The 18,858-nt window shown below is 44.3% G+C and carries 19 protein-coding genes; 14 read left to right on the top strand and 5 right to left on the bottom strand.

Going from position 1 to position 18,858, the window contains the following annotated elements; genetic code table 11:
* Positions 1-10 precede the first annotated feature (10 nt).
* Both ABFW99_RS01540 and rlmD read left to right on the top strand, forming a co-directional pair.
* The gene (locus ABFW99_RS01540) at positions 11-559 is read left to right on the top strand and encodes a cyclic nucleotide-binding domain-containing protein (protein ID WP_349353160.1); all 549 of its coding nucleotides are present in this window, start codon (positions 11-13) and stop codon (positions 557-559) included.
* A gap of 2 nt (positions 560-561) precedes the next feature.
* Entirely contained in the window at positions 562-1,971 is a 1,410-nt protein-coding gene (rlmD, locus tag ABFW99_RS01535; RefSeq protein ID WP_349353159.1) for a 23S rRNA (uracil(1939)-C(5))-methyltransferase RlmD, read from the top strand.
* A 153-nt stretch (positions 1,972-2,124) separates the two neighbouring features.
* On the opposite strand, the gene ABFW99_RS01530 is transcribed toward rlmD, so the two are convergent.
* Positions 2,125-2,937 (bottom strand): hypothetical protein, encoded by an 813-nt coding sequence (locus ABFW99_RS01530; RefSeq protein WP_349353158.1) that lies wholly within the window; start codon positions 2,935-2,937, stop codon positions 2,125-2,127.
* A 184-nt stretch (positions 2,938-3,121) separates the two neighbouring features.
* Here ABFW99_RS01530 and ABFW99_RS01525 point away from each other — a divergent pair, with 184 nt between their 5' ends.
* The 3 genes from ABFW99_RS01525 to ABFW99_RS01515 all read left to right on the top strand — a co-directional run bounded on the left by ABFW99_RS01525 (position 3,122) and on the right by ABFW99_RS01515 (position 7,182).
* Positions 3,122-5,464 (top strand): S9 family peptidase, encoded by a 2,343-nt coding sequence (locus ABFW99_RS01525; protein ID WP_349353157.1) that lies wholly within the window; start codon positions 3,122-3,124, stop codon positions 5,462-5,464.
* A 110-nt stretch (positions 5,465-5,574) separates the two neighbouring features.
* Positions 5,575-5,961 (top strand): DUF1801 domain-containing protein, encoded by a 387-nt coding sequence (locus ABFW99_RS01520; RefSeq protein WP_349353156.1) that lies wholly within the window; start codon positions 5,575-5,577, stop codon positions 5,959-5,961.
* 402 nt (positions 5,962-6,363) lie between these two features.
* A complete protein-coding gene (locus ABFW99_RS01515) occupies positions 6,364-7,182 on the top strand; it encodes a hypothetical protein (protein ID WP_349353155.1) in 819 nt (272 codons plus the stop codon).
* A gap of 287 nt (positions 7,183-7,469) precedes the next feature.
* Here the strand turns inward: ABFW99_RS01515 and ABFW99_RS01510 are convergent, their stop codons facing one another.
* Positions 7,470-8,576 carry an IS110 family transposase gene (locus ABFW99_RS01510; RefSeq protein ID WP_349353154.1) on the bottom strand — a complete coding sequence of 369 codons (1,107 nt, stop codon included), beginning with the start codon at positions 8,574-8,576 and terminating at the stop codon, positions 7,470-7,472.
* 282 nt (positions 8,577-8,858) lie between these two features.
* Between ABFW99_RS01510 and ABFW99_RS01505 the strand changes: the two genes are divergently transcribed.
* Positions 8,859-9,077, top strand: coding sequence for a ribbon-helix-helix protein, CopG family (locus ABFW99_RS01505; RefSeq protein WP_349353153.1), 219 nt, complete (start codon positions 8,859-8,861; stop codon positions 9,075-9,077).
* Positions 9,074-9,475 (top strand): putative toxin-antitoxin system toxin component, PIN family, encoded by a 402-nt coding sequence (locus ABFW99_RS01500; protein ID WP_349353152.1) that lies wholly within the window; start codon positions 9,074-9,076, stop codon positions 9,473-9,475. Before ABFW99_RS01505 ends, ABFW99_RS01500 begins: the two co-directional genes overlap by 4 nt.
* A gap of 864 nt (positions 9,476-10,339) precedes the next feature.
* On the opposite strand, the gene ABFW99_RS01495 is transcribed toward ABFW99_RS01500, so the two are convergent.
* Positions 10,340-11,026 (bottom strand): class I SAM-dependent methyltransferase, encoded by a 687-nt coding sequence (locus ABFW99_RS01495; RefSeq protein ID WP_349353151.1) that lies wholly within the window; start codon positions 11,024-11,026, stop codon positions 10,340-10,342.
* Between the two features lie 116 nt (positions 11,027-11,142).
* Here ABFW99_RS01495 and ABFW99_RS01490 point away from each other — a divergent pair, with 116 nt between their 5' ends.
* Both ABFW99_RS01490 and ABFW99_RS01485 read left to right on the top strand, forming a co-directional pair.
* Positions 11,143-12,069, top strand: a complete 927-nt coding sequence (locus tag ABFW99_RS01490) for an amidohydrolase family protein (RefSeq protein ID WP_349353150.1) — start codon at positions 11,143-11,145, stop codon at positions 12,067-12,069.
* Positions 12,070-12,075: 6 nt separating this feature from the next.
* Positions 12,076-12,564 carry an arsinothricin resistance N-acetyltransferase ArsN1 family B gene (locus ABFW99_RS01485; RefSeq protein ID WP_349353149.1) on the top strand — a complete coding sequence of 163 codons (489 nt, stop codon included), beginning with the start codon at positions 12,076-12,078 and terminating at the stop codon, positions 12,562-12,564.
* Between the two features lie 63 nt (positions 12,565-12,627).
* Here the strand turns inward: ABFW99_RS01485 and ABFW99_RS01480 are convergent, their stop codons facing one another.
* On the bottom strand, positions 12,628-12,903 hold the full coding sequence (locus ABFW99_RS01480) for a DUF4242 domain-containing protein (protein ID WP_349353148.1): 276 nt from the start codon (positions 12,901-12,903) through the stop codon (positions 12,628-12,630).
* A gap of 121 nt (positions 12,904-13,024) precedes the next feature.
* Here ABFW99_RS01480 and ABFW99_RS01475 point away from each other — a divergent pair, with 121 nt between their 5' ends.
* From ABFW99_RS01475 to ABFW99_RS01455, 5 genes are all read left to right on the top strand, one after another.
* The gene (locus ABFW99_RS01475) at positions 13,025-14,044 is read left to right on the top strand and encodes a GlxA family transcriptional regulator (protein WP_440707393.1); all 1,020 of its coding nucleotides are present in this window, start codon (positions 13,025-13,027) and stop codon (positions 14,042-14,044) included.
* A gap of 143 nt (positions 14,045-14,187) precedes the next feature.
* Positions 14,188-14,505, top strand: coding sequence for a quaternary ammonium compound efflux SMR transporter SugE (gene sugE, locus ABFW99_RS01470; RefSeq protein ID WP_349353145.1), 318 nt, complete (start codon positions 14,188-14,190; stop codon positions 14,503-14,505).
* Positions 14,506-14,606: 101 nt separating this feature from the next.
* Positions 14,607-14,936 (top strand): TfoX/Sxy family protein, encoded by a 330-nt coding sequence (locus ABFW99_RS01465; RefSeq protein WP_349353144.1) that lies wholly within the window; start codon positions 14,607-14,609, stop codon positions 14,934-14,936.
* Positions 14,937-14,943: 7 nt separating this feature from the next.
* Positions 14,944-15,447, top strand: coding sequence for a GyrI-like domain-containing protein (locus ABFW99_RS01460; protein WP_440707392.1), 504 nt, complete (start codon positions 14,944-14,946; stop codon positions 15,445-15,447).
* 63 nt (positions 15,448-15,510) lie between these two features.
* Entirely contained in the window at positions 15,511-15,699 is a 189-nt protein-coding gene (locus ABFW99_RS01455) for a hypothetical protein (RefSeq protein ID WP_440707391.1), read from the top strand.
* A gap of 443 nt (positions 15,700-16,142) precedes the next feature.
* On the opposite strand, the gene ABFW99_RS01450 is transcribed toward ABFW99_RS01455, so the two are convergent.
* Positions 16,143-17,297: a sodium-dependent transporter gene (locus ABFW99_RS01450; RefSeq protein WP_440707390.1), complete on the bottom strand. Its 1,155-nt coding sequence runs from the start codon at positions 17,295-17,297 to the stop codon at positions 16,143-16,145.
* Positions 17,298-18,858: the final 1,561 nt, after the last annotated feature.

Here is an 18,858-nt window from a genome sequence, read left to right as displayed (position 1 = left end):
TACAGGCGCCATGTTTGATAAATTAAAACGCTTAAAAGATCAGTCGAATATCGTCTTCAAGTCGAAGTTCCTGGCAAACCTCAATCCCGCTGAACGCTACGAGTTTTTGCAGCTGTGCCATCGCAGGAGCTATAAAGAGGGCGAGTATGTATTCTACAAAAATGATCCGGGTACCGGCATGTATTTCATCGAAAAAGGGAAAATACAGCTCACCATTGGCACTCCGGATGAAGAAGCTCCGGACGAAATAATCTCAGAATTGGAGCTGGAATCACCGGATAGTTTTGGTGCTCTTTCTATCGGATATAATTTGAGGAGAAAGTCATCGGCGCGATGTGTAACTGATTGTGACCTGCTGGGTTTCTTTAAACCGGATTTTGAGGTATTGCGTGACCGTCACCCCCAAATAGCCGTTAAATTCCTTCAAACACTCACCAATATTGCTTTACGTCAGCTGGAAACGACGGCTCAAAAACTTGCAGAAGTTTCAAGTGAACAGCTGGCGCTCAACATACAATTTCAAACCTATTACGAAGCAAACAGAGAAGAGAAAGTATAAATATGTCGCTTAAAAAAGGTCAGGAAGTAGAACTCGAAATTATAGATGCGGCGTTTAAAGGCAAAGGACTGGCAAAGGTGGACGGCCTTGCCGTTTTTGTACCCGGAACTACTCCCGGCGATAAGGTTAAAGCCCGGATCATCAAAAAGAAAAAGAAACACCGGGAAGCCAAACTGCTGGAGGTGCTGGAACCCAGTCCGCACCGCATTGAGCCTAAATGCCGACATGCCAAAGTGTGTGGAGGCTGCAGCTGGCAGCATATCCCCTACCAGAAACAGATTGAGTTTAAAAGCCAGCAGGTTCGGGATCACATAGAGCGGATTGGCCACCTGGACGGATCCATCGTCAAAGAAGGTGTGGGTGCCGATCAGGAATTCTATTATCGGAATAAGATGGAGTACAGCATCAGCTCACGGCGCTGGCTCACTGAAGAAGAAATCCGGAGTGATGAGTATGTGGATGATTCCGCCTTTGCTGCCGGCCTTCACGCCCCGGGCCGTTTTGATAAAATCCTGAATTTGAAGGAATGTCACCTGCAGGTAAAAGAGTCGTTTGAGATTTTGGATTTTGTTAGGAGCTATTGCATTGAACACGGCATTGAACCGTACGACACCTTTGAAAACACCGGTTTTATGCGTCACGTGATGATCCGTAATTCCCATCACACTGATGACTTTATGGTGAATCTGGTTACCTATCAGGATGATCAGGATGTTATGAAAAAGATGGCGAAAGCCCTTCTTGATGAATTTACTTTCATTACCACCATTGTGAATAACGTGAATGATACAAAAAGTCCGACGGCGGTTGGTCGTTTCGAGAAAGTGCTGCACGGGCCTGGTTTTATAGTTGATAAAATTGGGGAGTTCACTTTCAAAATTCATCCCAATGCCTTCTTTCAAACCAATACGGCTCAGGCTGAGAAGCTGTATGAAATTGCCCGCGATTATGCCGAATTGGAAGACGGTGATGTAGTATATGACTTGTATTGCGGAGTAGGCACACTCAGCCTATTCATGAGTAAGCCTGCAAAACACGTTCTGGGAATCGAGCTGGTAGATGTGGCCGTAGAAAATGCCCGCTTCAATGCAAAAGAGAATGAAGTGGAGAATGTATCTTTCATCAAAGGAGATATGAAAGATGTGTTTACACAGGATGTGGTAGATGAATATGGTGCTCCGAACGTACTCATTACTGACCCTCCCCGCGCCGGTATGCACCCGGATGTGGTTGAACGCCTGTGTGAGCTGAAGGTGCCGCGTATTGTGTACGTAAGCTGTAACAGTTCCACCATGGCGCGTGACCTGAAAGAGCTGAAGGAAGTGTATGACATCGAAGAAGTGCAGCCCGTGGATATGTTCCCTCAAACCTACCACATCGAAGCGGTAGCTAAGCTGAAGCTTCGGGATTGATATTAATTAATACATCGAGAGTATAGGGTCATTCCCGTGCAGACGGGAATCTAATTATCGCCAATATCGTCTCTCGAACAACAATCAGATTTCAGGCATACGCCGCGAAATGACTACTATTTTGGCAAGAGAATAAATCTGTTTCAGAACTCACTATATAAACAAATACCCCACCAGCCAAACAATCGGTATGCTCTCCACCCAAAAAGAAGCATAATATCTCCCCTGTTTCTCTTTGCTGAACCAGACTACCAAAAGGAGTAACCCTAAAACACCAACATTCACCGGCAGGTAAAAAGCATACACGTATTTCTGCAGGTAAATCAGAACAGCTATAACACCCACCAAAGCCGTACCCAGCCACTTTGTTTTCTGAACGCCGATCAGTTGTGGTATGGTTACAAGATGCGGCATATCATATTTCAAATCGCGGATCTCGAAGGGCAGCATCAGTACCATCACAAATAAGAATATCTCTGCACTCTGCAGAAGAACCCGTTCACTCAAAAAACTCATGTAGTGGTATTGAAGGGGCAGAACAACGGTAAACCCGACCCAGACTGCGGCAATCACAAATATCTTAGCCCCTTTGAAACTCCTCAGGTTTTTTTGCCTGAAGAATGGAATGGTGTACAAAGCCGTCATCACTCCCACTACTCCGGTTGTGTACCAAATATACGTTGGTAGTAACCGGCCGAAGTACAAAAAACCGGCAAAGCAGCAAACGGTAAAGATCCGAATCAACAGCACATTCCTGGTGATTTCCAGGTGATGACGATTCGAAATTCCCGCATACTTCACAAAGTTGTAGCCGCAAATGGTACCCAGCCAAATGAATAACAACAGGGTTGGTTCCGGTACAAAGCCAAATTGCATCACCGAAAGTGTAGCCAGCGTCATAACAGTAAGGCCAACATGGATACTGCTTTGGATATAAAAATCGAAGATATTCTGCAGAAATTTCATGAGTCGAACTTAGACAATTTTAAAGAGACAAGAACACTGACTTAAATAATTTGTCACAAAGCAGCATTCTGGTTGTCTTCTATTTGGTAAACCGAAGTATCACATTTTACCACAACCTTTTACTTGAAGAAGTCTGATGATTCTCTATATTCGCAACACCAAACAGAACTAACAAAATTTCCCTATGAAATTGTCCACCAATCGCTCTTTTCCCCTGCTCATTCTATTCTCTTCTTTGATTCTGCTCACTTCGGGCTGTAAAATTTACTCCGAAAAAGTGTCTGAAGAAGACTACCAGCGAGCTGAAAAAATGCTCTCCACTCATACCAATGATTTGGTTCACGGAACCTTAGCCGGTGAAGAATGGCTGGATGATAACCGACTTATTTACCGGCACTCTTTAGCTGATGGTACCGAATTTATGATGGCTGATCCCGAAGCCGAAACCAAAGAACGGGCATTTGATCATGACCGGCTGGCGGACGTTTTATCAGGTATGATGGATGAAGAGGTAGAGCCCCTGGACCTCCCCTTTAGAAGCTTCGATTTTACCGATGAAGGTGAAGCCATTACTTTCTCAGCCAATGGAAAGGAATACAAGTGTGAACTCATAGGTTACGATTGCGAAATTACCCGTGACGAAGTTCGAAACTACTGGAATGAATCGGTTTCTCCTGATGGAAAGAAATCCGTGTTTATAAGGGATCACAACCTGTATATGAGGAACCTGGAATCCGGCCGGGTAACTCAACTTACCTTTGACGGCCTGGAAAACTTCGGCTACGCCACCAACAATGCCGGCTGGGTGAAAAGAGAAGGACCTGTAGTGTTGTGGTCGCCCGACTCAAAACGAATTTCAACCTTTCAACAGGATGCCCGCGGCGTGGGTGAAATGTATCTGGCGTCTACAAAAGTAGGTCACCCCGAACTGGAAGCCTGGAAGTACCCTTTGCCGGGCGACAGTGTAATTTTCCGCATTCATCGGGTAGTAATTAACCTGGAACCCACCCCGATAGTTGTTCGACTTAATATGGATCCCGATCCTCAGCGCTCTACCATCACTGACCATATTGCGGACTGGGGCGGAAACTTTCTGGATAACAAATGGAGCAATGATAGTAATACGCTGGCATTTGTATCGGTATCACGCGATCACCAGGATGTACATCTTCAAACCGCTGATCCCAATACCGGAAGTGTTCGATCGGTGTTGAAAGAAGAAACGGATACCTTTTTTGAATCCGGTAACGACATGGTGAACTGGCACGTACTCAACGAAAGCAATGAGGTGATTTGGTATTCACAGCGTGATAACTGGGGCCATTTATACCTGTATGACCTTCAAACCGGAAAGCTCAAGAATCAGATTACTTCCGGTGACTGGAACGTGAATCAGGTTCGTCATGTAGATGAAGACTCCCGAACTATCTATTTCACCGGTGCGGTACGTGAGGATGGCGACCCCTATTTCGAATATTTTTACCGGGTGAACTTTGACGGAACCGATCTCCGTCTGCTAACGCCGGAACAAGCTCATCATGAAATTGAAGTTTCAGAGTCCGGGACCTATTTTGTAGATACCAGGTCAACACCAACTACTCCTCCAACATCAGTTATCCGAAATATGGAAGGTGAAGTACTTGTTGATTTGGCTACCGCCGATATCTCTGAGCTGCAGGCACACGGCTGGGTACCACCTGTTCCCTTTTCTGTTAAAGCCCGCGATGGCATTACCGACCTGTATGGACTGATGTACAAGCCGTCCAATTTCAGCTCTTCGGAGTCTTATCCCGTGCTGAACTATATTTACCCCGGTCCTCAAACCGGCAGTGTGGGAAGTCGCTCTTTCCGAGCGGCCCGCTCCGACAAGCAAGCCCTGGCTGAACTTGGTTTCATTGTGGTTGAAGTGGATGCGATGGGCACGCCTGGTCGTTCTAAAGAATTTCATGATTTCTATTACGGAAACATGGGCGACAATGGACTTCCTGATCAAATTACCATGATTGAACAGCTCGGTGAGCGTCATTCATGGATGGATATCAGTCGGGTAGGCATCTTTGGCCATTCCGGTGGTGGATTTGCCTCTACCCGTGCCCTGTTCGCCTACCCCGGTTTTTATGATGTCGCCGTTTCCGGTGCCGGTAACCATGATAACCGAAACTATGCCGATCCATGGGGAGAGAAATGGCAGGGACTGCTCAAAGCCACCAACATTGACGGTGCTACTGACGATCAGTCCACCAACTACGACAACCAGGCTAACCAACTACTGGCTGATAGCCTGCAAGGCAAGCTGCTGATTACCCACGGCACGCTCGACAGCAATGTCCCTCCTTACAACTCTCTGCTGGTGATAAACGCACTCATCGAAGCCAACAAGGATTTCGATATGATCATGTTTCCAAACCGCGGACACGGATATTACAGCGAAGATTATATGATGCGTAAGCGTTGGGATTATTTTGTGGAGCATCTGAAAGGTGTGGATCCGCCTAAGGAGTATGAGTTTGGGATGTTGGACCAATGATTAACGACCTACGACCAATGACCATTGACCATTGACCATTGACCATTGACCATTGACCATTGACCATTGACCATTGACCATTGACCATTGACCAGGTTATGAATAAGAGTGTGAAGGAGAAATTTGAAAGTTATCCGGAGCCTGTCAGGGTGAAGATGGAGAGGTTGCGGGCGTTGATATATGAGGTGGCTGAACAAACCGAGGGCGTTGGTGAGCTGGAAGAAACCCTTAAATGGAGTGAACCGGCTTACCTCACCCGTCGCCCTAAAAGCGGCACCACCATTCGCATAGACTGGAAGGAGAAAAACCCGGAGCAGATTGGGATGTATGTGAGCTGTAACACTTCCCTTATTGAGACCTGGCGAAGCATGTTTAAGGATGAGCTGGAGTTTGAGGGAAATCGTGCCATTCTGTTACCTGCTGATACTAGCCTGCCTGAAAAAGAACTTCGGATTTGCATACAAATGGCTTTAAGGTATCATCTGGATAAGCATTAATAAATAATGGGTCATTCTGAGCCTGCCTGACGGCAAAGGCAGGCGATAGCGAAGAACCTTAGCCATGAAATGATAACCAAACATTTCCGACTCAACTGGTTCCCCTACGGTCGGCTTTAACTTCATATGTTATTCTATCATCAAATATTTCATTCAAGTCTCGCCCACCTGTCAGCCACTTGTAAATAATGCGTTTGTACTTTTAGATAGAATTTTAGCACCTTCGCTTATTATTAAAACGGATATTAGACGAACCGTTTAGGCGAATGCCCGTTCGGATAACATCCATATTATCACATTATGCGAATGATAAGTAAGGATAAAACAGATCAGCGTATGTTTATCTGGTTCGCCCTAACAAACCCATGATTCGCCTAATACAATGTTAGCCAAACTTTCAGAATGAAATTACTTTTAAAGGCTTTTTTAATAATACTAGTGATTGGTTGTTCTGAAAACAGGACTAATTTTGAAACTTTACAAGGAGATTGGCAGGGACAGGAATCAGGAGAAATTAAATCATATCTACATGTATCTGGTGATAGCCTTCTGTTTAATGATTTCTTTTATCAAAAGTATAGAGTTTACGATGATTCAATTGTTGTCGATCTAGATAATCCATATCAATCGCGAATTACCTCTAAGCAGGTTACTCAGCACGTCTTCTATATCACTAAATTAACTGATTCAAATTTTAGGTTTGAAACAGTACTAGAACAACGGCAGAGAAGAGTTAACGACTTTAAATTTGATACGGTTGAATTTCGATTTGAGCGTTTTAAACCAATAAGAAATGAACCGAAGTTGGTTAGAATTGAATTTTCTTCCGGTGAATGTTATTACGGAGGCTGTCCACAAAGAAATTTAATTGTCGATTCTAGCGGTTATTATTACTACGAACCTGTGGAAAATGTGGATATTGACACAACTTTTGAAAGCAATACAGCCCATGAGTTATTTAGTGAGATTTCATTAATCGTTTCTTCGATTCCAATTGTATATATAAAATCATTGGACGGAATTACAATACATGCTCAAGTTTTACATTCGAAGCTAATTTTTGATAATGGAGATGAAGTAAGCATTTTTACTGATCACACCAATGACTTATTCCCTGTATTCTTAAAACTCGAACATTCACTGGATTTTGTAGATGATTTGAGTCCAACCAAGAAGATTAATTTCTCAATTCGAGATACTCTTGATAACTACCCACTTTAAGTAAAAAAACCGTTTGGCTAACACCATTAAAAAGGACTTTGTCAAGTAGATAGTCTTTTCCCATCTGTGATTAAGCATTTCTTTGAAAACGAATCATATTTACCTCATTGATAGGTTAACCGGGTAATTAAACGAACTTCTTTCGATCTATTCGATGGTCCAGTTTCATAAACCAGCCATCCAACACCATTACGGGCTTGTTCCCGACACACTTGTCGGAACTGCAATCCGCCGGCTGGCGGACTACCATCCCTGATCTTACATCGATTACCCATTCGGAGTCCCAATCAAATTGCGTCGGGCTGTGACGGGTCTGCTCTGTCACGCCCTCTTAGACTGTGCGGGCTTACCGAATGAGGCCAGTTTAAATACGTGTCTTTGGGAGTTTCCTTCCCTTTAAAGCCTTTGTACGGCTGGTTCCTTGAAAGCATAAAATATACAATACGGGCCAGTTCTTTGGCTACCACCGTCCGCGCTACATGCTTGCCACTCCGCCGGCGGATCTTGTTATAAAACTGACGCACCGGCGGATAATACGTGATCGCTCCAATAGCCGCCTGACTGAAGGCCACTTTCAGATATTTATTGCCATCTTTGTTGCGGGATTTATGGCGACGCTTTCCGCCACTGTCAGCAGCTCCCGGCACCAGCCGGCAGTAACTGGCAAAATGCTTATCGCTTCCGAACCGGGAAATATCCCCGACCTCTGCCAGGATACTCCAGCTGCTCACCTTGCCAATACCCGGCAACTGACTGATGCGATCATAGCCCGGAAACTCCGGGCGGTATTCGTCAATATTCTCCTCGATTTGGTACACCTGGCTTTCCAGCAGCCGGAGTTGGCCAATCTGCAGGACTGCCTCCAGACTGGATGCGGGAGAAAGATGCGCGGTCAGGTGTTCTTCGAGCCTGTGCAAATCCCGGAACGGATACTTCGGAATCGACACATTGTACTTGAAGAATAGGTTGTACAAGCTGTCCTGTACCTTACATCTGCGCCAGACCAGCCGAAGCCTCCCCCGAAGCAGTTCCCGTAACTCCCTTTGGGTTCCCATTACCATATGAGCTCGTGGGATCAAATCGGCCGCTAACAGCTGAGCCAGCCTGTGGGCATCCACGGAATCGGTTTTTACTTTCGCATAGGCAATGGCTTTGAGCATTTTGGCATGAGCCAATATCAACTCCAGGTCGCGGCTTTGCGCCCAACCGGCCAGCCAGTACCAGCTGCTGGTAGCTTCCACCACAGCCTTAACAGGACCGGCCATGTTCCGGATCAACGCATCCAGTTGTCCGATATCGTTAGCGAGTTTCCACTCACCGATTCTTTTTCCGTTGGATGAAACCGCACAAATGGTCATATTACGTGTATGAAGGTCTATTCCTAAATAGGTCATGATGTCCTCCGTAGGTTTTGTTATTGGGGAATAATGAATCTACGTGAGGACGTCCTTTTTGGAAAGATCAAAGCGTTTTAAATCGGACGCCCCGAATGTTCGGGACAGGCAGGACGGGATTCGATGGAAACTTGATTGCCAGAAATTAATTTTGCTACTTCAAAAGAAATCAGAATCCCCGTGCCCGTTATGCGCAAGGTCATTATAACCCTTCCAAATAAATAAATTGCCCGTTCGTTAAAGTTGTGTTACATTGTAAAACATTTAAATAACACTGCTCTTATGGACACTACTCTTACTATTCGAATTGACAAAGAATTGGAACAACTTCTTGAAGAATCATCGAAAAAATCCGGACGTTCAAAGAGTGAGCTGGTCCGGCAAGCTTTAAAACGCCAATTATCAATTGAGTCTTTTCAGGAACTACGCAAACAACTTTTACCCTACGGTGAAGCTCAAGGATGGCTCACCGATGAAGATGTTTTTCGTGAAGTTTCATGAAAATTTTTACTGATACAAACGTTTTGGTAAGTGCGTTCACCGCAAGAGGATTATGTGCCGACCTTCTTGAAGTTATTCTTGCAGACCACCAATTAATAACTGGAGAAATTGTTTTAAATGAATTGGAACGGGTATTGATTAATAAACTCAACGTACCACATAATAAAGTTTCTAAGACCCTTTTATTTCTTCGAAAACAACAAATAGAACCAATTCCTGATAAGCCTTCTGAAGTAAAAGTAAGAGACGAAGATGATCGATGGGTATTGGAATCAGCATTGAGTGCAAAAGCTGATATTTTGGTTACAGGTGATAAAGATCTATTGGTTCTTTCAAAAGACATCACGCAAATCAGGATAATTTCACCACGAGGGTTTTGGGAGATTATAAAACAGTAAATCGGGCTATAACAACGGTTTCAATGCTGACTTGGCCGCTGTTTCCCCTCATTCCCAACAACCCTGTTGGGAATGCTAAAGCGGGCCACCCGGTCCGCCGTGCAAAAGCTGGCGATAGCAAAGAACCTTAGCCATGAAATGATTACCGAATGCTCCATGCTCCGGATCCTTTGGAAATATCCCCAAGATGAATCTTGCTCTTGCTCTATACTCTTGCTTTAACTGATTAATTTCACTATTTCTGCTACACAATAATTCCCGCAATGGGATTACAGACATGTCATACTTCCCAGGTGTACTTTTCATCCGCAAAAAGCTCTCAACGATTTACAGGACACCGTGAATAACAAGCAGAATGAACTTCCATCCCATAAGAACCTCATCCTTCCTATAATTTGCACAATACTCTATTGGATTTGGGAGGCAAATACCGAAGGCAATATCAGGGTCGATCTGCTATTGATCTATCCTGTGCTTTTCATCATTTATATAAGATCGTTGTGGGATAAATTCAGGTTCTACTCAATATTGATAGCATTGCTCATCATGGCTCTCAATATCCTATTCTTTGTTTTATCCTATGATCTATTTGGAAAGTCAACAGGTTAAAACACCTACCTAACAAGGCCGGCATAACAATAGGAATCTGTGACAATCCGGGCTTGCTTACAAGAAATTATTCCCCTCATTCCCAATAACCCTGTTGGGAATGCTAAAGCGGACCACCCGGTCCACCGTGCAAAAGCTGGCGATAGCAAAGAACCTTAGCCATGAAATGATTACCAAATGGTCCATGGCCCGGATCCTTCGGAGGTATTCTCAGGATGACTCTTTCCCCTTTACGTTGCCCGGATGAGCACCAGCCTACACTCTGAAAAGCGTAGTCACCACATCCCCGCCCCATTCCTTTGCAGGAATTGTAAGCCATTGCTCTTGCTTTTTTACCTTAAGATCAAACGGCGGCTCCAGCAAATCCACCCCGCTATTCTTTTTGAGTCTCGTTCCCTGTCCGGATATGATATCTCTGTTAGGTTCAAAATCGCCTTCGGGCAGGTGCTCGGTTAAAATGATATACTCATAGTTATACAGCTTACTCACAATACACTGAATCTCTGCATTCGACAGGTGTTGAAGTACCTGCCTTAGGATTACACAATCACCCGCAGGCCAGCTGTCTTCTGCAATATCAAGAGACCGGAATTCCAGGTTATCTGCTGTGAAAGTCTCTTTGTTACGTTCAATGAGTTCAGGTACTATATCCACCGCAATGTATTTATCAGCATACCTGACCAGTTCCATTCCCACATTGAAATCCCCGCAGCCCAGATCACAAACCACCAACGGTTCATCAAAAGAACGCAGAAAAGAAGTTACCGCCTCAACATAAGGATCGACCAATTCCGGATGGTGTGAGCCGCTGCCGGAATAGAAATCTGTATCCCCACCTCCCCAAAGGTTCTTTTCATACACCTGTGTCATGGCACCTTTGGTCGGCCAGGGTTTCTTGGTGCGTTTTGGATTTCCTTCTTTCATGCGACCTATGTTAACCATAATCCAGCTTGGATGCATCTGAGCGTAGAGCCTGCCCTCTTGTTTCTAAAGATTTAATTTTGCTACTTCAGTGACACTAAATTATACACCGGGTATTCAATAACAGGAATAACACAATGACTACTAAAACATTCGGTTTTTCTATTTTCTTGCTTTGCTTATCTACTATTACATTTGCTCAGAAACAATCCGCTCAACGTATTCCCATCATCGATGTTCACCTGCATGCCACAAACGAAAATGCGGCCTCTGTGGAAAAAGTGCTTCAACAGATGGAGGACCATCATGTAGTGTTGGCTGTGTTATCAGGAGCCGATCGGGAGCTTGCAGTAGCATGGAAAGCGAGTGCGCCGCATAAATTTAAGATCGGACCTTCCTTTCCCTGTACCGATGGAATGTATCCGAGAATGTATCCCTGCTTTCCAGAAAATAATGGCTGGCCGGACTTGGATTGGTTACGAACGGAATATGAAGACGGAAGAATGAGTGCCCTGGGAGAAATGCTGTATGTTTACTATGGAATTTCACCTGCTGACAAACAACTGGATCCTTATTTTAAACTTGCTGCGGAACTCTCCATACCGGTGGGAGTACATGCCGGGCATGGTCCTCCACCACAGTCTCGAATGGAAGGTTGCTGCCCGAATTTTAAGGAAGAAATGGGAAATCCTCTCCTGCTCAAACCGGTGTTGGATAAATATCCGGACCTTAAAATTTGGCTGATGCATGGTGGTGAAATTAATTTTCATGATCAGGCTATTCAGCTAATGAAAGCATACCCAAACGTGTATGCCGATATGAGTATTCTGAATAGTGTAATGCCAGCAGAACTTCATGCCCGTCTCCTGAAAAGTTTTATTGATGCCGGGCTTGAAGACCGCCTGATGTTTGGTTCGGACAACCTTCCTTACGGGTTGATCCTCAAACGCCTGAATGAACTGGATTTTTTATCTGATAAACAACGACGTGGCATTTTGTATGATAACGCCGCCCGTTTTTTTGATTTAAGTGAGGAAACGAAAGTTAAACACCTCGGAAATTGAAAAGTAATGATGATCCGCCCCATTCAGCCCAAAGACATCCCCGACATCACCCGTATCTACAATTACTACATCCGGGAGACAACCGTCACTTTCGAGGAAGAAGAAATCACTCCTGATGATATTCAAACCCGCATATCGAAAGTAGAATCTACCGGACTCCCCTGGCTGGTGGCTGAAGTAGAAAAAGAGATTATGGGTTATGCCTATGCCACCAAATGGAAAGAGCGTTCTGCATACCGGCATTCGGTGGAGATTTCTGTTTACGTAGATTATCAAAAGCAGGGACAAGGCTGGGGAACCAAACTCTATCAGGCTTTATTCACCGAACTTCAAAAGAAAAACATTCATCTTGCCATTGGCGGAATCACCTTACCGAATGATGCCAGCATTGCCCTCCACGAAAAGTTCGGCATGACGAAAGTGGCTCACTTCAAAGAAATCGGTTTCAAATTCGGCCAATGGCTGGATGTAGGTTATTGGCAGAAAAGGCTGTGACCGGCTGCTTTCGTAATGTAATACCGGAACTTCACGGAATGAAGCCATATCAGATGATACCTGCTAATCCTCTTCGTTTGTAGGATCGATCATGGTTTCAACCTTTGTAATTTCAACCACGGATGCTCCGCTTTTTTCAGCATGTTCATGGATGATTTCTTCATTCCTGGCAATATAGACACAATGGGTCCCATTTTCTCTAACATAGCTATGAAGCCATTGTATATCAGGGCCAAGCTCATTCAACACCCTATTTGAGTTTATGGCTACTTCTTGCAATTCTTCTTTATTCATGCTTCCAATTCCGGGTATGTCGCGCTTTATTACATATTTTGGCATGGTCTTCTTCGTGTTTATGTTTGATGATTCATGTTCATATGTCTAATATGAGTGTTCATCAGAATTTAGAAAAGAGGCAGAGTTGACTTATTAGCAGGGTGATTTTGCCAAACCTGACTATATGCTTGATGTCGCAGTTATTTTTCTTGAAGGCGGAACCCCATCAACAGCCGTTACACCGGTAGAAATACTCAGTAGTGCCGGTTTCCTGTATGAAAACTTACAGGGCAAAGAGGGGAAACGAAAATTCAATGTCAGGACAGCTTCATTGACCGGCGAAAGTGTTCAAACGTTGTCGACCCTGAAGTTAGATCCTGAGTATTCTGTAGATGAAATAGACTCCCCGGACCTAATGGTTGTTTCCGCAGGCGGTGGCGACCTTGATACAGAGTGCCGGCGAAATGCTCAACTCCCTTCCCTCCTTCAAAAAGCCTATGAGAATGGCACCTCAATAGCCGGTGTCTGCTCGGGCGTAGTTCAACTTGCTGAGGCAAAACTTTTAGATGGACGACCGGCCACTACACATTGGGCGCTGGTAGATGAATGCAGAAAACGTTACCCAAAGGTGGATTGGCAACCCGAACGGTATATAACAGAAAATGACCGGGTTTTCTGTAGTGGCGGAGTGTACAGCGGAGTAGATTTATGCTTGTATTTAGTGGAGAAATATTGTGGCCATCAGGTAGCAATGCAAACGGCAAGAGCCCTTTTAGTAAGAACGCCCCGTGTTTGGCAAGCCGGTTATACCGCCGAAACTCCACAAATTAATCATGAAGATGATGAGATTCGAGACTTGCAGCAATGGCTTTTCAAAAGTTATGCAGAAAATATCAAGGTAGCTGATTTAGCTTCCCGTGCTAACATGAGTCAACGTAATTTTATGCGTCGCTTTAAAGCAGCCACAGGTGAAACTCCTATCAATTATGTACAACGATTGCGAATTAAAGCAGCCAGGCATTTACTTGAAAATGACTTGAAAACCGTCCGGGAGGTTTGCCGGGAAGTTGGCTATGAAGATGTGAACTTCTTTCGCAAACTTTTTAAGCGTTTTACTGGATTAACCCCCACAACCTACCGGGATCGATTTTCCGTAAACACTCTTAATGGTATTACTTATGGTAACAGGACTCAGCACCATTGAATCCAAATTTTTTTAATCAAAAATCTTCTTCCTCAATTGTACATCCATACTGAACCGGGTATCTTTAATTCTATACAGGAAGTAAGGACGACCTTACCGCTCTTTTCCACAATGAGGACGGCCTCAGCAAACATTTGATATACATGTCCTGGATTTATTTATTGGTTGCCGGTTTATTTGAAATAGGATGGGCAATTGGACTTAAGTACACCGAAGGCTTTACCAGGTTTTGGCCTTCTATTTTTACCGGAGTTTCCATGCTTATTAGCATTACCCTCTTAGGCTTTGCTTTAAAAAATTTACCCATCGGTACAGCTTACACTGTATGGACCGGCATCGGGGCAATTGGCACCGTTATTCTCGGCATTTATTTATTTGACGAACCCGCCACTGCTGCCAGGTTCTTCTTTATCAGCCTGATACTCATCGGTATTATCGGTCTGAAACTCATCCATGAGTAGCTTTCAGGAATAGATGCACTGTTTAAGAGCCAGCTATTGACGCTTGTTTCTGAGAAATTAATTCCGCTAATTCCATCAGGTTAGTAATTTATGAAAAGAACATGGCTTTTGATGAGGGATTGGCGGAACGAGTTAGGAACCTGCTGCAAAACCGGGACAATGTAGTTGAAAAGAAAATGTTTGGCGGACTCTGCTTCATGGTTTCCGGTCATATGACGATTGGCATTGTTAACGATAAGCTTATGGCCAGAATAGGTCCCGACCAATACGAAGAGTGTCTTACCAAACCCCATGCCATCAAAATGGATTTTACCGGCCGGCCCATGAAAGGTATGATCTATGTTTTACCAGAAGGGTTGCAAGAAGATCAAGATTTAAAAACCTGGCTGGATACCTGTTTGTCATTCACCTCCTCTCTCACCCCAAAATAATAATGCTATGCAGGAACCCCGTATTGTCACCATCTCGGATATAAAACTTGTGGGAAAACGCATTCGCACTTCTCTGTCGCAGGATCAGACCCGTGAGTTGTGGAAGTCATTTCATCCCCATGTGCACCAAATCGAAAACACAACAGGCTCTGGCTTATACTCTGTCCAGGTTTTTGATGACGATTTGAGTTCTGAAGGCTTCACCCCTGAAACACCTTTCGAGAAATGGGCTGCCGTGGAGGTCAATGACTTTGGAACTTTGAACAACGGAATGGAGAATTATACACTGGCCGGTGGTAAATATGCTGTGTTTATCCATAAAGGACTGCCTTCCGACTTTCCAAAAACCAGCCAATACATTCACGCTGAATGGCTGCCGGGCACCTTCTACGAACTGGATAAACGTCCTCATTTTGAGGTCATGAAAGACGACTACGATCCCACCGACCCCGAAGCAGAAGAGGAAGTTTGGATTCCGATCAGAGAGTCGGAAGTTGGCTATGATTTATAGGGCCTGAAGGTGAGTCCCCTTCTTTCATGCTAATTCTCCGGATAATTTGATGTATATTTGGGCATGAAATTTTTGCTTCTTTTATTAGCGGTACTGCTCAACAGCGGGATTAATCAAATCCTTGCCGCTACACCCCATTCCCCTCCCGAGGCAGAAATAAAACAAACCAAGAGTATTGAGTTTGAGAATACCTGGTTATTCGGACACGCTGCTCTCTCTTTCTTCCCCCACATCGGGAGAACACAATGTTAACTACAGGGAGAGACTTACAGAATCAAGCGCGGAAGAAGAACCCGCATCACTCTATTGCCCACCATGTAAAAATACATCCGGAGTTACGCCCGATTCTATTTATTTAGAATGCTCAAAACTCATTGTTGGAAGCCAAACGGCCAGGAAGCTCCTGTTTCCCTTCCACTCTTTTCTATAAGCCATCTTGATGAATCAGCTTATTAATTAAGCTGCTTGCCAAACAAACCATGATTAACGGACAAGCCTCCTTTCATGGAAATTATTTAACATCAAAAATATCTCAAGATGGAAATCGATCTATTTTCAATTGTGGTCGTAATTATTGCGTTCTCGCTTTTTTTAATCCCTATTGTAATCGATAAAGTGAAGAGCAATAAAAAGAACGATTCGCAAGAAACAAACTAAGAATTAAGCCCCGGCAATGTGTCGGGGCTTTTTATTTGTTAATTGCTTTTCATCAACTTCTTGCGGAAAAACCATACAAGAAGCAGCGCAAGCCCCCATTGAAGCACAACTGTCATCACCGAAAATGGACTTAACGGATTATACCATGTATCCGGTGCATAGGTAGTGGCAGAGAGATACATCCACCAGCCCAGCAACGTAACCACTTCGATCGGCACCACATATTTAATGATAATCTCCCACCAGGAGCCTAAGGTAGCGGAACGCTCTTCCGTATTAATAAGCTCATCCCGGAATTTCTGAGTTCCATACTTGATAACGGCATAGGAAATGAGTGCACCGGAAACCATCAGTCCTATCCCCCATACAAAATCCTGATTAGCAAAGATGGTGAGGTTCAGTGCTGAAGGAATTCCAAACCCAAAACCGGTTGCACATATAATAAGTGTGGCTCGTTTACGATTAGCTCCCATATCCACAAATACTTTTACAGCCAGTTCAATCATGGAAATCAGGGAACTGAATGCCGCAAAAGTCAATCCAAGGAAAAACAAAATGGCAAATATTCCACCGCCTCCCATGGTTGCAAACAGCTGAGGCATCCAGATAAAGGTAAGCCCGGTGGAAGCCGGTCCGGAGGTTTTCATCACTTCCAGAATCTCACCGCTTCCCATCTGTGGGCTCAAAGTGCCAAACACGGTTGAGAAAATGATGATGGCGGCCAGCAACGAAACCATGTCATTCCCGATGCCGGTCTGGAACGCAGTAATGGTAACATCATCGGTCTTGCGCATATATGCAGCATAGGTCAAAATCAGTCCCCAGGCCGCCCCGGTATCCCAGGCATTTTGCGTAAGAGCCTCAAGCCATATTTCCGGCTTCTTCAATGTTGACCAATCCGGGGTGAACAGGTACTCAATTCCAAGTCCGCTGCCTTCAAGTGAAAGTGCTTTGAACAGGGAAACGATTAGTACCAGCAACAGGGAAGGAATCAATACCTTGTTTACTTTCTCTATTGAAGAAATACCTTTAATAACGATGAACCACTCCACACTCATCACAAATGCGTGTGCAATCAACGGCCAGTTCGAACCCTGGAAACCATCCCATATGGCATTGGCCTGCTGCAGGTTGGCGGGCAAGGCTTCGGTGATGCTGGTTATTAAATAGTAGAGACACCATCCGGCAACCACACTGTTAGTAAACGTTGATGGCCGTGGCTACAAAACCGACAAACATGTTGGTTTTGTAGCCACCGGCCATAATATTTTACTTACAGTGGTTGCCGATGGTGTCTCTATTATTTAATAACCAGCATCACCAAAGCCTTGCCCGCCAAGCCTAGCAGGCCAATGCCATATGGGATGGTTTCCAGGTTCAAACTGGCCGTTGATTGCACACGCATTTGTGATGAGTGTGGGAGGGTTCATCGTTATTAAAGGTATTTCTTCAAATAAGAAAGTAAACAAGGTATAAACACCTATTTGCTGGTACTAATCGTTTCCCTGTTCAAAGCGCTCACTTGAAGGCAGCGGGAAACTGGAATTGAGTACCTGTTCGCCGGATTGGTCAACATTGAAGCCGGAAACTGAGGCTTCTACGCAAAATGCCTGTGGCGGGGAGCTGGATTTTTGACCTATGCTGCATATATACACAAGCCGATGATGTTACCATTACTGCATTCCAGACCGGCATCGGGAATAACATGGTTTTTCGTCTCGCCGCCATGGTAACTTTCAACCGTGTTTGGCGGCTTGAGCCCACAGATGGGAAGCGGTAGATTCTGGAAGTGATGAAAACCTGGACCGGCTTCCACCGGGCTTACCTTTATCTGGAATCCCTCAGCTGTTTCCGACCATCGGGAGGCGGGGTGAATTTGCCGTTTGTTCCTTCAATTAGCTTTGCGGCATTCAGTTCCCCTGATTTCCATGAATTGAACTGGCTGTAAAAGTATTTTGTGGATATGGGAGCTAATCGTAAACGAGCCACACTTATTATATGTGCAACCGGTTTTGGGTTCAAATCCTTCAGCACTGAACTTCACCATCTTTGCTAATCAGGATTTTGTATGGGGGATGAGACTAATGAGCTCCGTGTGCACTCATTTCCTATGCCGTTATCAAGTATGGAACTCAGAAATTCCGGGATGAGCTTATTAATACGGAAGAGCGTTCCGTTACCTTGTTGTGGTGATTATCATTAAATATGTGGTGCCGATCGAAGTAGTCTTCTAGGCTGGTGGATGTATCTCTCTGCCACACCTTATGCACCGGATACATGGTATAATCCGTTAAGTCCATTTTCGGTGATCGCGCTCTGTGTTCAATGGGGGCTTGCGCTGCTTCTTGTATGGTTTTTCCGCAAGAAGTTGATGAAAAGCAAATTAACAAATAAAAAGCCCCAACACATTGCCCAAATTCTTAGTTTGTTTCTTGCGAATCGTCTTTATTGCTCTTCACTTTTATCAATTACAATAGGGATTAAAAAGCGAAAACGCGATAATTACGACCACAATTGAAAATAGATCGATTTCCATATTTAGATATTTTTGATGTTGAATGATTTCCATGAAAGGAGGCTTGTCCGTTAATCATGGTTTGTTTGGCAAGCAGCTAAATTAATAAGCTGATTCATCAAGATGGCTTAGTCAAAGATCAAAGGAAACCCGAGCTTCCTAGCCATTTCACTTCCCGACAATAGATTTGGCATTCTAATAAATAAAATAGACGGTGACACTTGGGAATATTTACATGA

It is taken from the genome of Gracilimonas sp. BCB1, from assembly GCF_040117685.2.
In the GTDB taxonomy this organism is placed as follows: Bacteria; Bacteroidota; Rhodothermia; order Balneolales; family Balneolaceae; genus Gracilimonas.
This window is presented reverse-complemented; position numbering and strand designations above follow the sequence as displayed.

What these genes read in the sequence shown, in the direction of transcription:
- ABFW99_RS01540 (WP_349353160.1), top strand. Translation starts at nt 11, where the DNA reads ATGTTTGATAAATTAAAACGCTTAAAAGATCAGTCGAATATCGTCTTC.
- rlmD (WP_349353159.1), top strand. Translation starts at nt 562, where the DNA reads ATGTCGCTTAAAAAAGGTCAGGAAGTAGAACTCGAAATTATAGATGCG.
- ABFW99_RS01530 (WP_349353158.1), bottom strand. Translation starts at nt 2,937, where the DNA reads ATGAAATTTCTGCAGAATATCTTCGATTTTTATATCCAAAGCAGTATC.
- ABFW99_RS01525 (WP_349353157.1), top strand. Translation starts at nt 3,122, where the DNA reads ATGAAATTGTCCACCAATCGCTCTTTTCCCCTGCTCATTCTATTCTCT.
- ABFW99_RS01515 (WP_349353155.1), top strand. Translation starts at nt 6,364, where the DNA reads ATGAAATTACTTTTAAAGGCTTTTTTAATAATACTAGTGATTGGTTGT.
- ABFW99_RS01510 (WP_349353154.1), bottom strand. Translation starts at nt 8,576, where the DNA reads ATGACCTATTTAGGAATAGACCTTCATACACGTAATATGACCATTTGT.
- ABFW99_RS01505 (WP_349353153.1), top strand. Translation starts at nt 8,859, where the DNA reads ATGGACACTACTCTTACTATTCGAATTGACAAAGAATTGGAACAACTT.
- ABFW99_RS01500 (WP_349353152.1), top strand. Translation starts at nt 9,074, where the DNA reads ATGAAAATTTTTACTGATACAAACGTTTTGGTAAGTGCGTTCACCGCA.
- ABFW99_RS01495 (WP_349353151.1), bottom strand. Translation starts at nt 11,026, where the DNA reads ATGGTTAACATAGGTCGCATGAAAGAAGGAAATCCAAAACGCACCAAG.
- ABFW99_RS01490 (WP_349353150.1), top strand. Translation starts at nt 11,143, where the DNA reads ATGACTACTAAAACATTCGGTTTTTCTATTTTCTTGCTTTGCTTATCT.
- ABFW99_RS01485 (WP_349353149.1), top strand. Translation starts at nt 12,076, where the DNA reads ATGATGATCCGCCCCATTCAGCCCAAAGACATCCCCGACATCACCCGT.
- ABFW99_RS01480 (WP_349353148.1), bottom strand. Translation starts at nt 12,903, where the DNA reads ATGCCAAAATATGTAATAAAGCGCGACATACCCGGAATTGGAAGCATG.
- ABFW99_RS01475 (WP_440707393.1), top strand. Translation starts at nt 13,025, where the DNA reads ATGCTTGATGTCGCAGTTATTTTTCTTGAAGGCGGAACCCCATCAACA.
- sugE (WP_349353145.1), top strand. Translation starts at nt 14,188, where the DNA reads ATGTCCTGGATTTATTTATTGGTTGCCGGTTTATTTGAAATAGGATGG.
- ABFW99_RS01465 (WP_349353144.1), top strand. Translation starts at nt 14,607, where the DNA reads ATGGCTTTTGATGAGGGATTGGCGGAACGAGTTAGGAACCTGCTGCAA.
- ABFW99_RS01460 (WP_440707392.1), top strand. Translation starts at nt 14,944, where the DNA reads ATGCAGGAACCCCGTATTGTCACCATCTCGGATATAAAACTTGTGGGA.
- ABFW99_RS01455 (WP_440707391.1), top strand. Translation starts at nt 15,511, where the DNA reads ATGAAATTTTTGCTTCTTTTATTAGCGGTACTGCTCAACAGCGGGATT.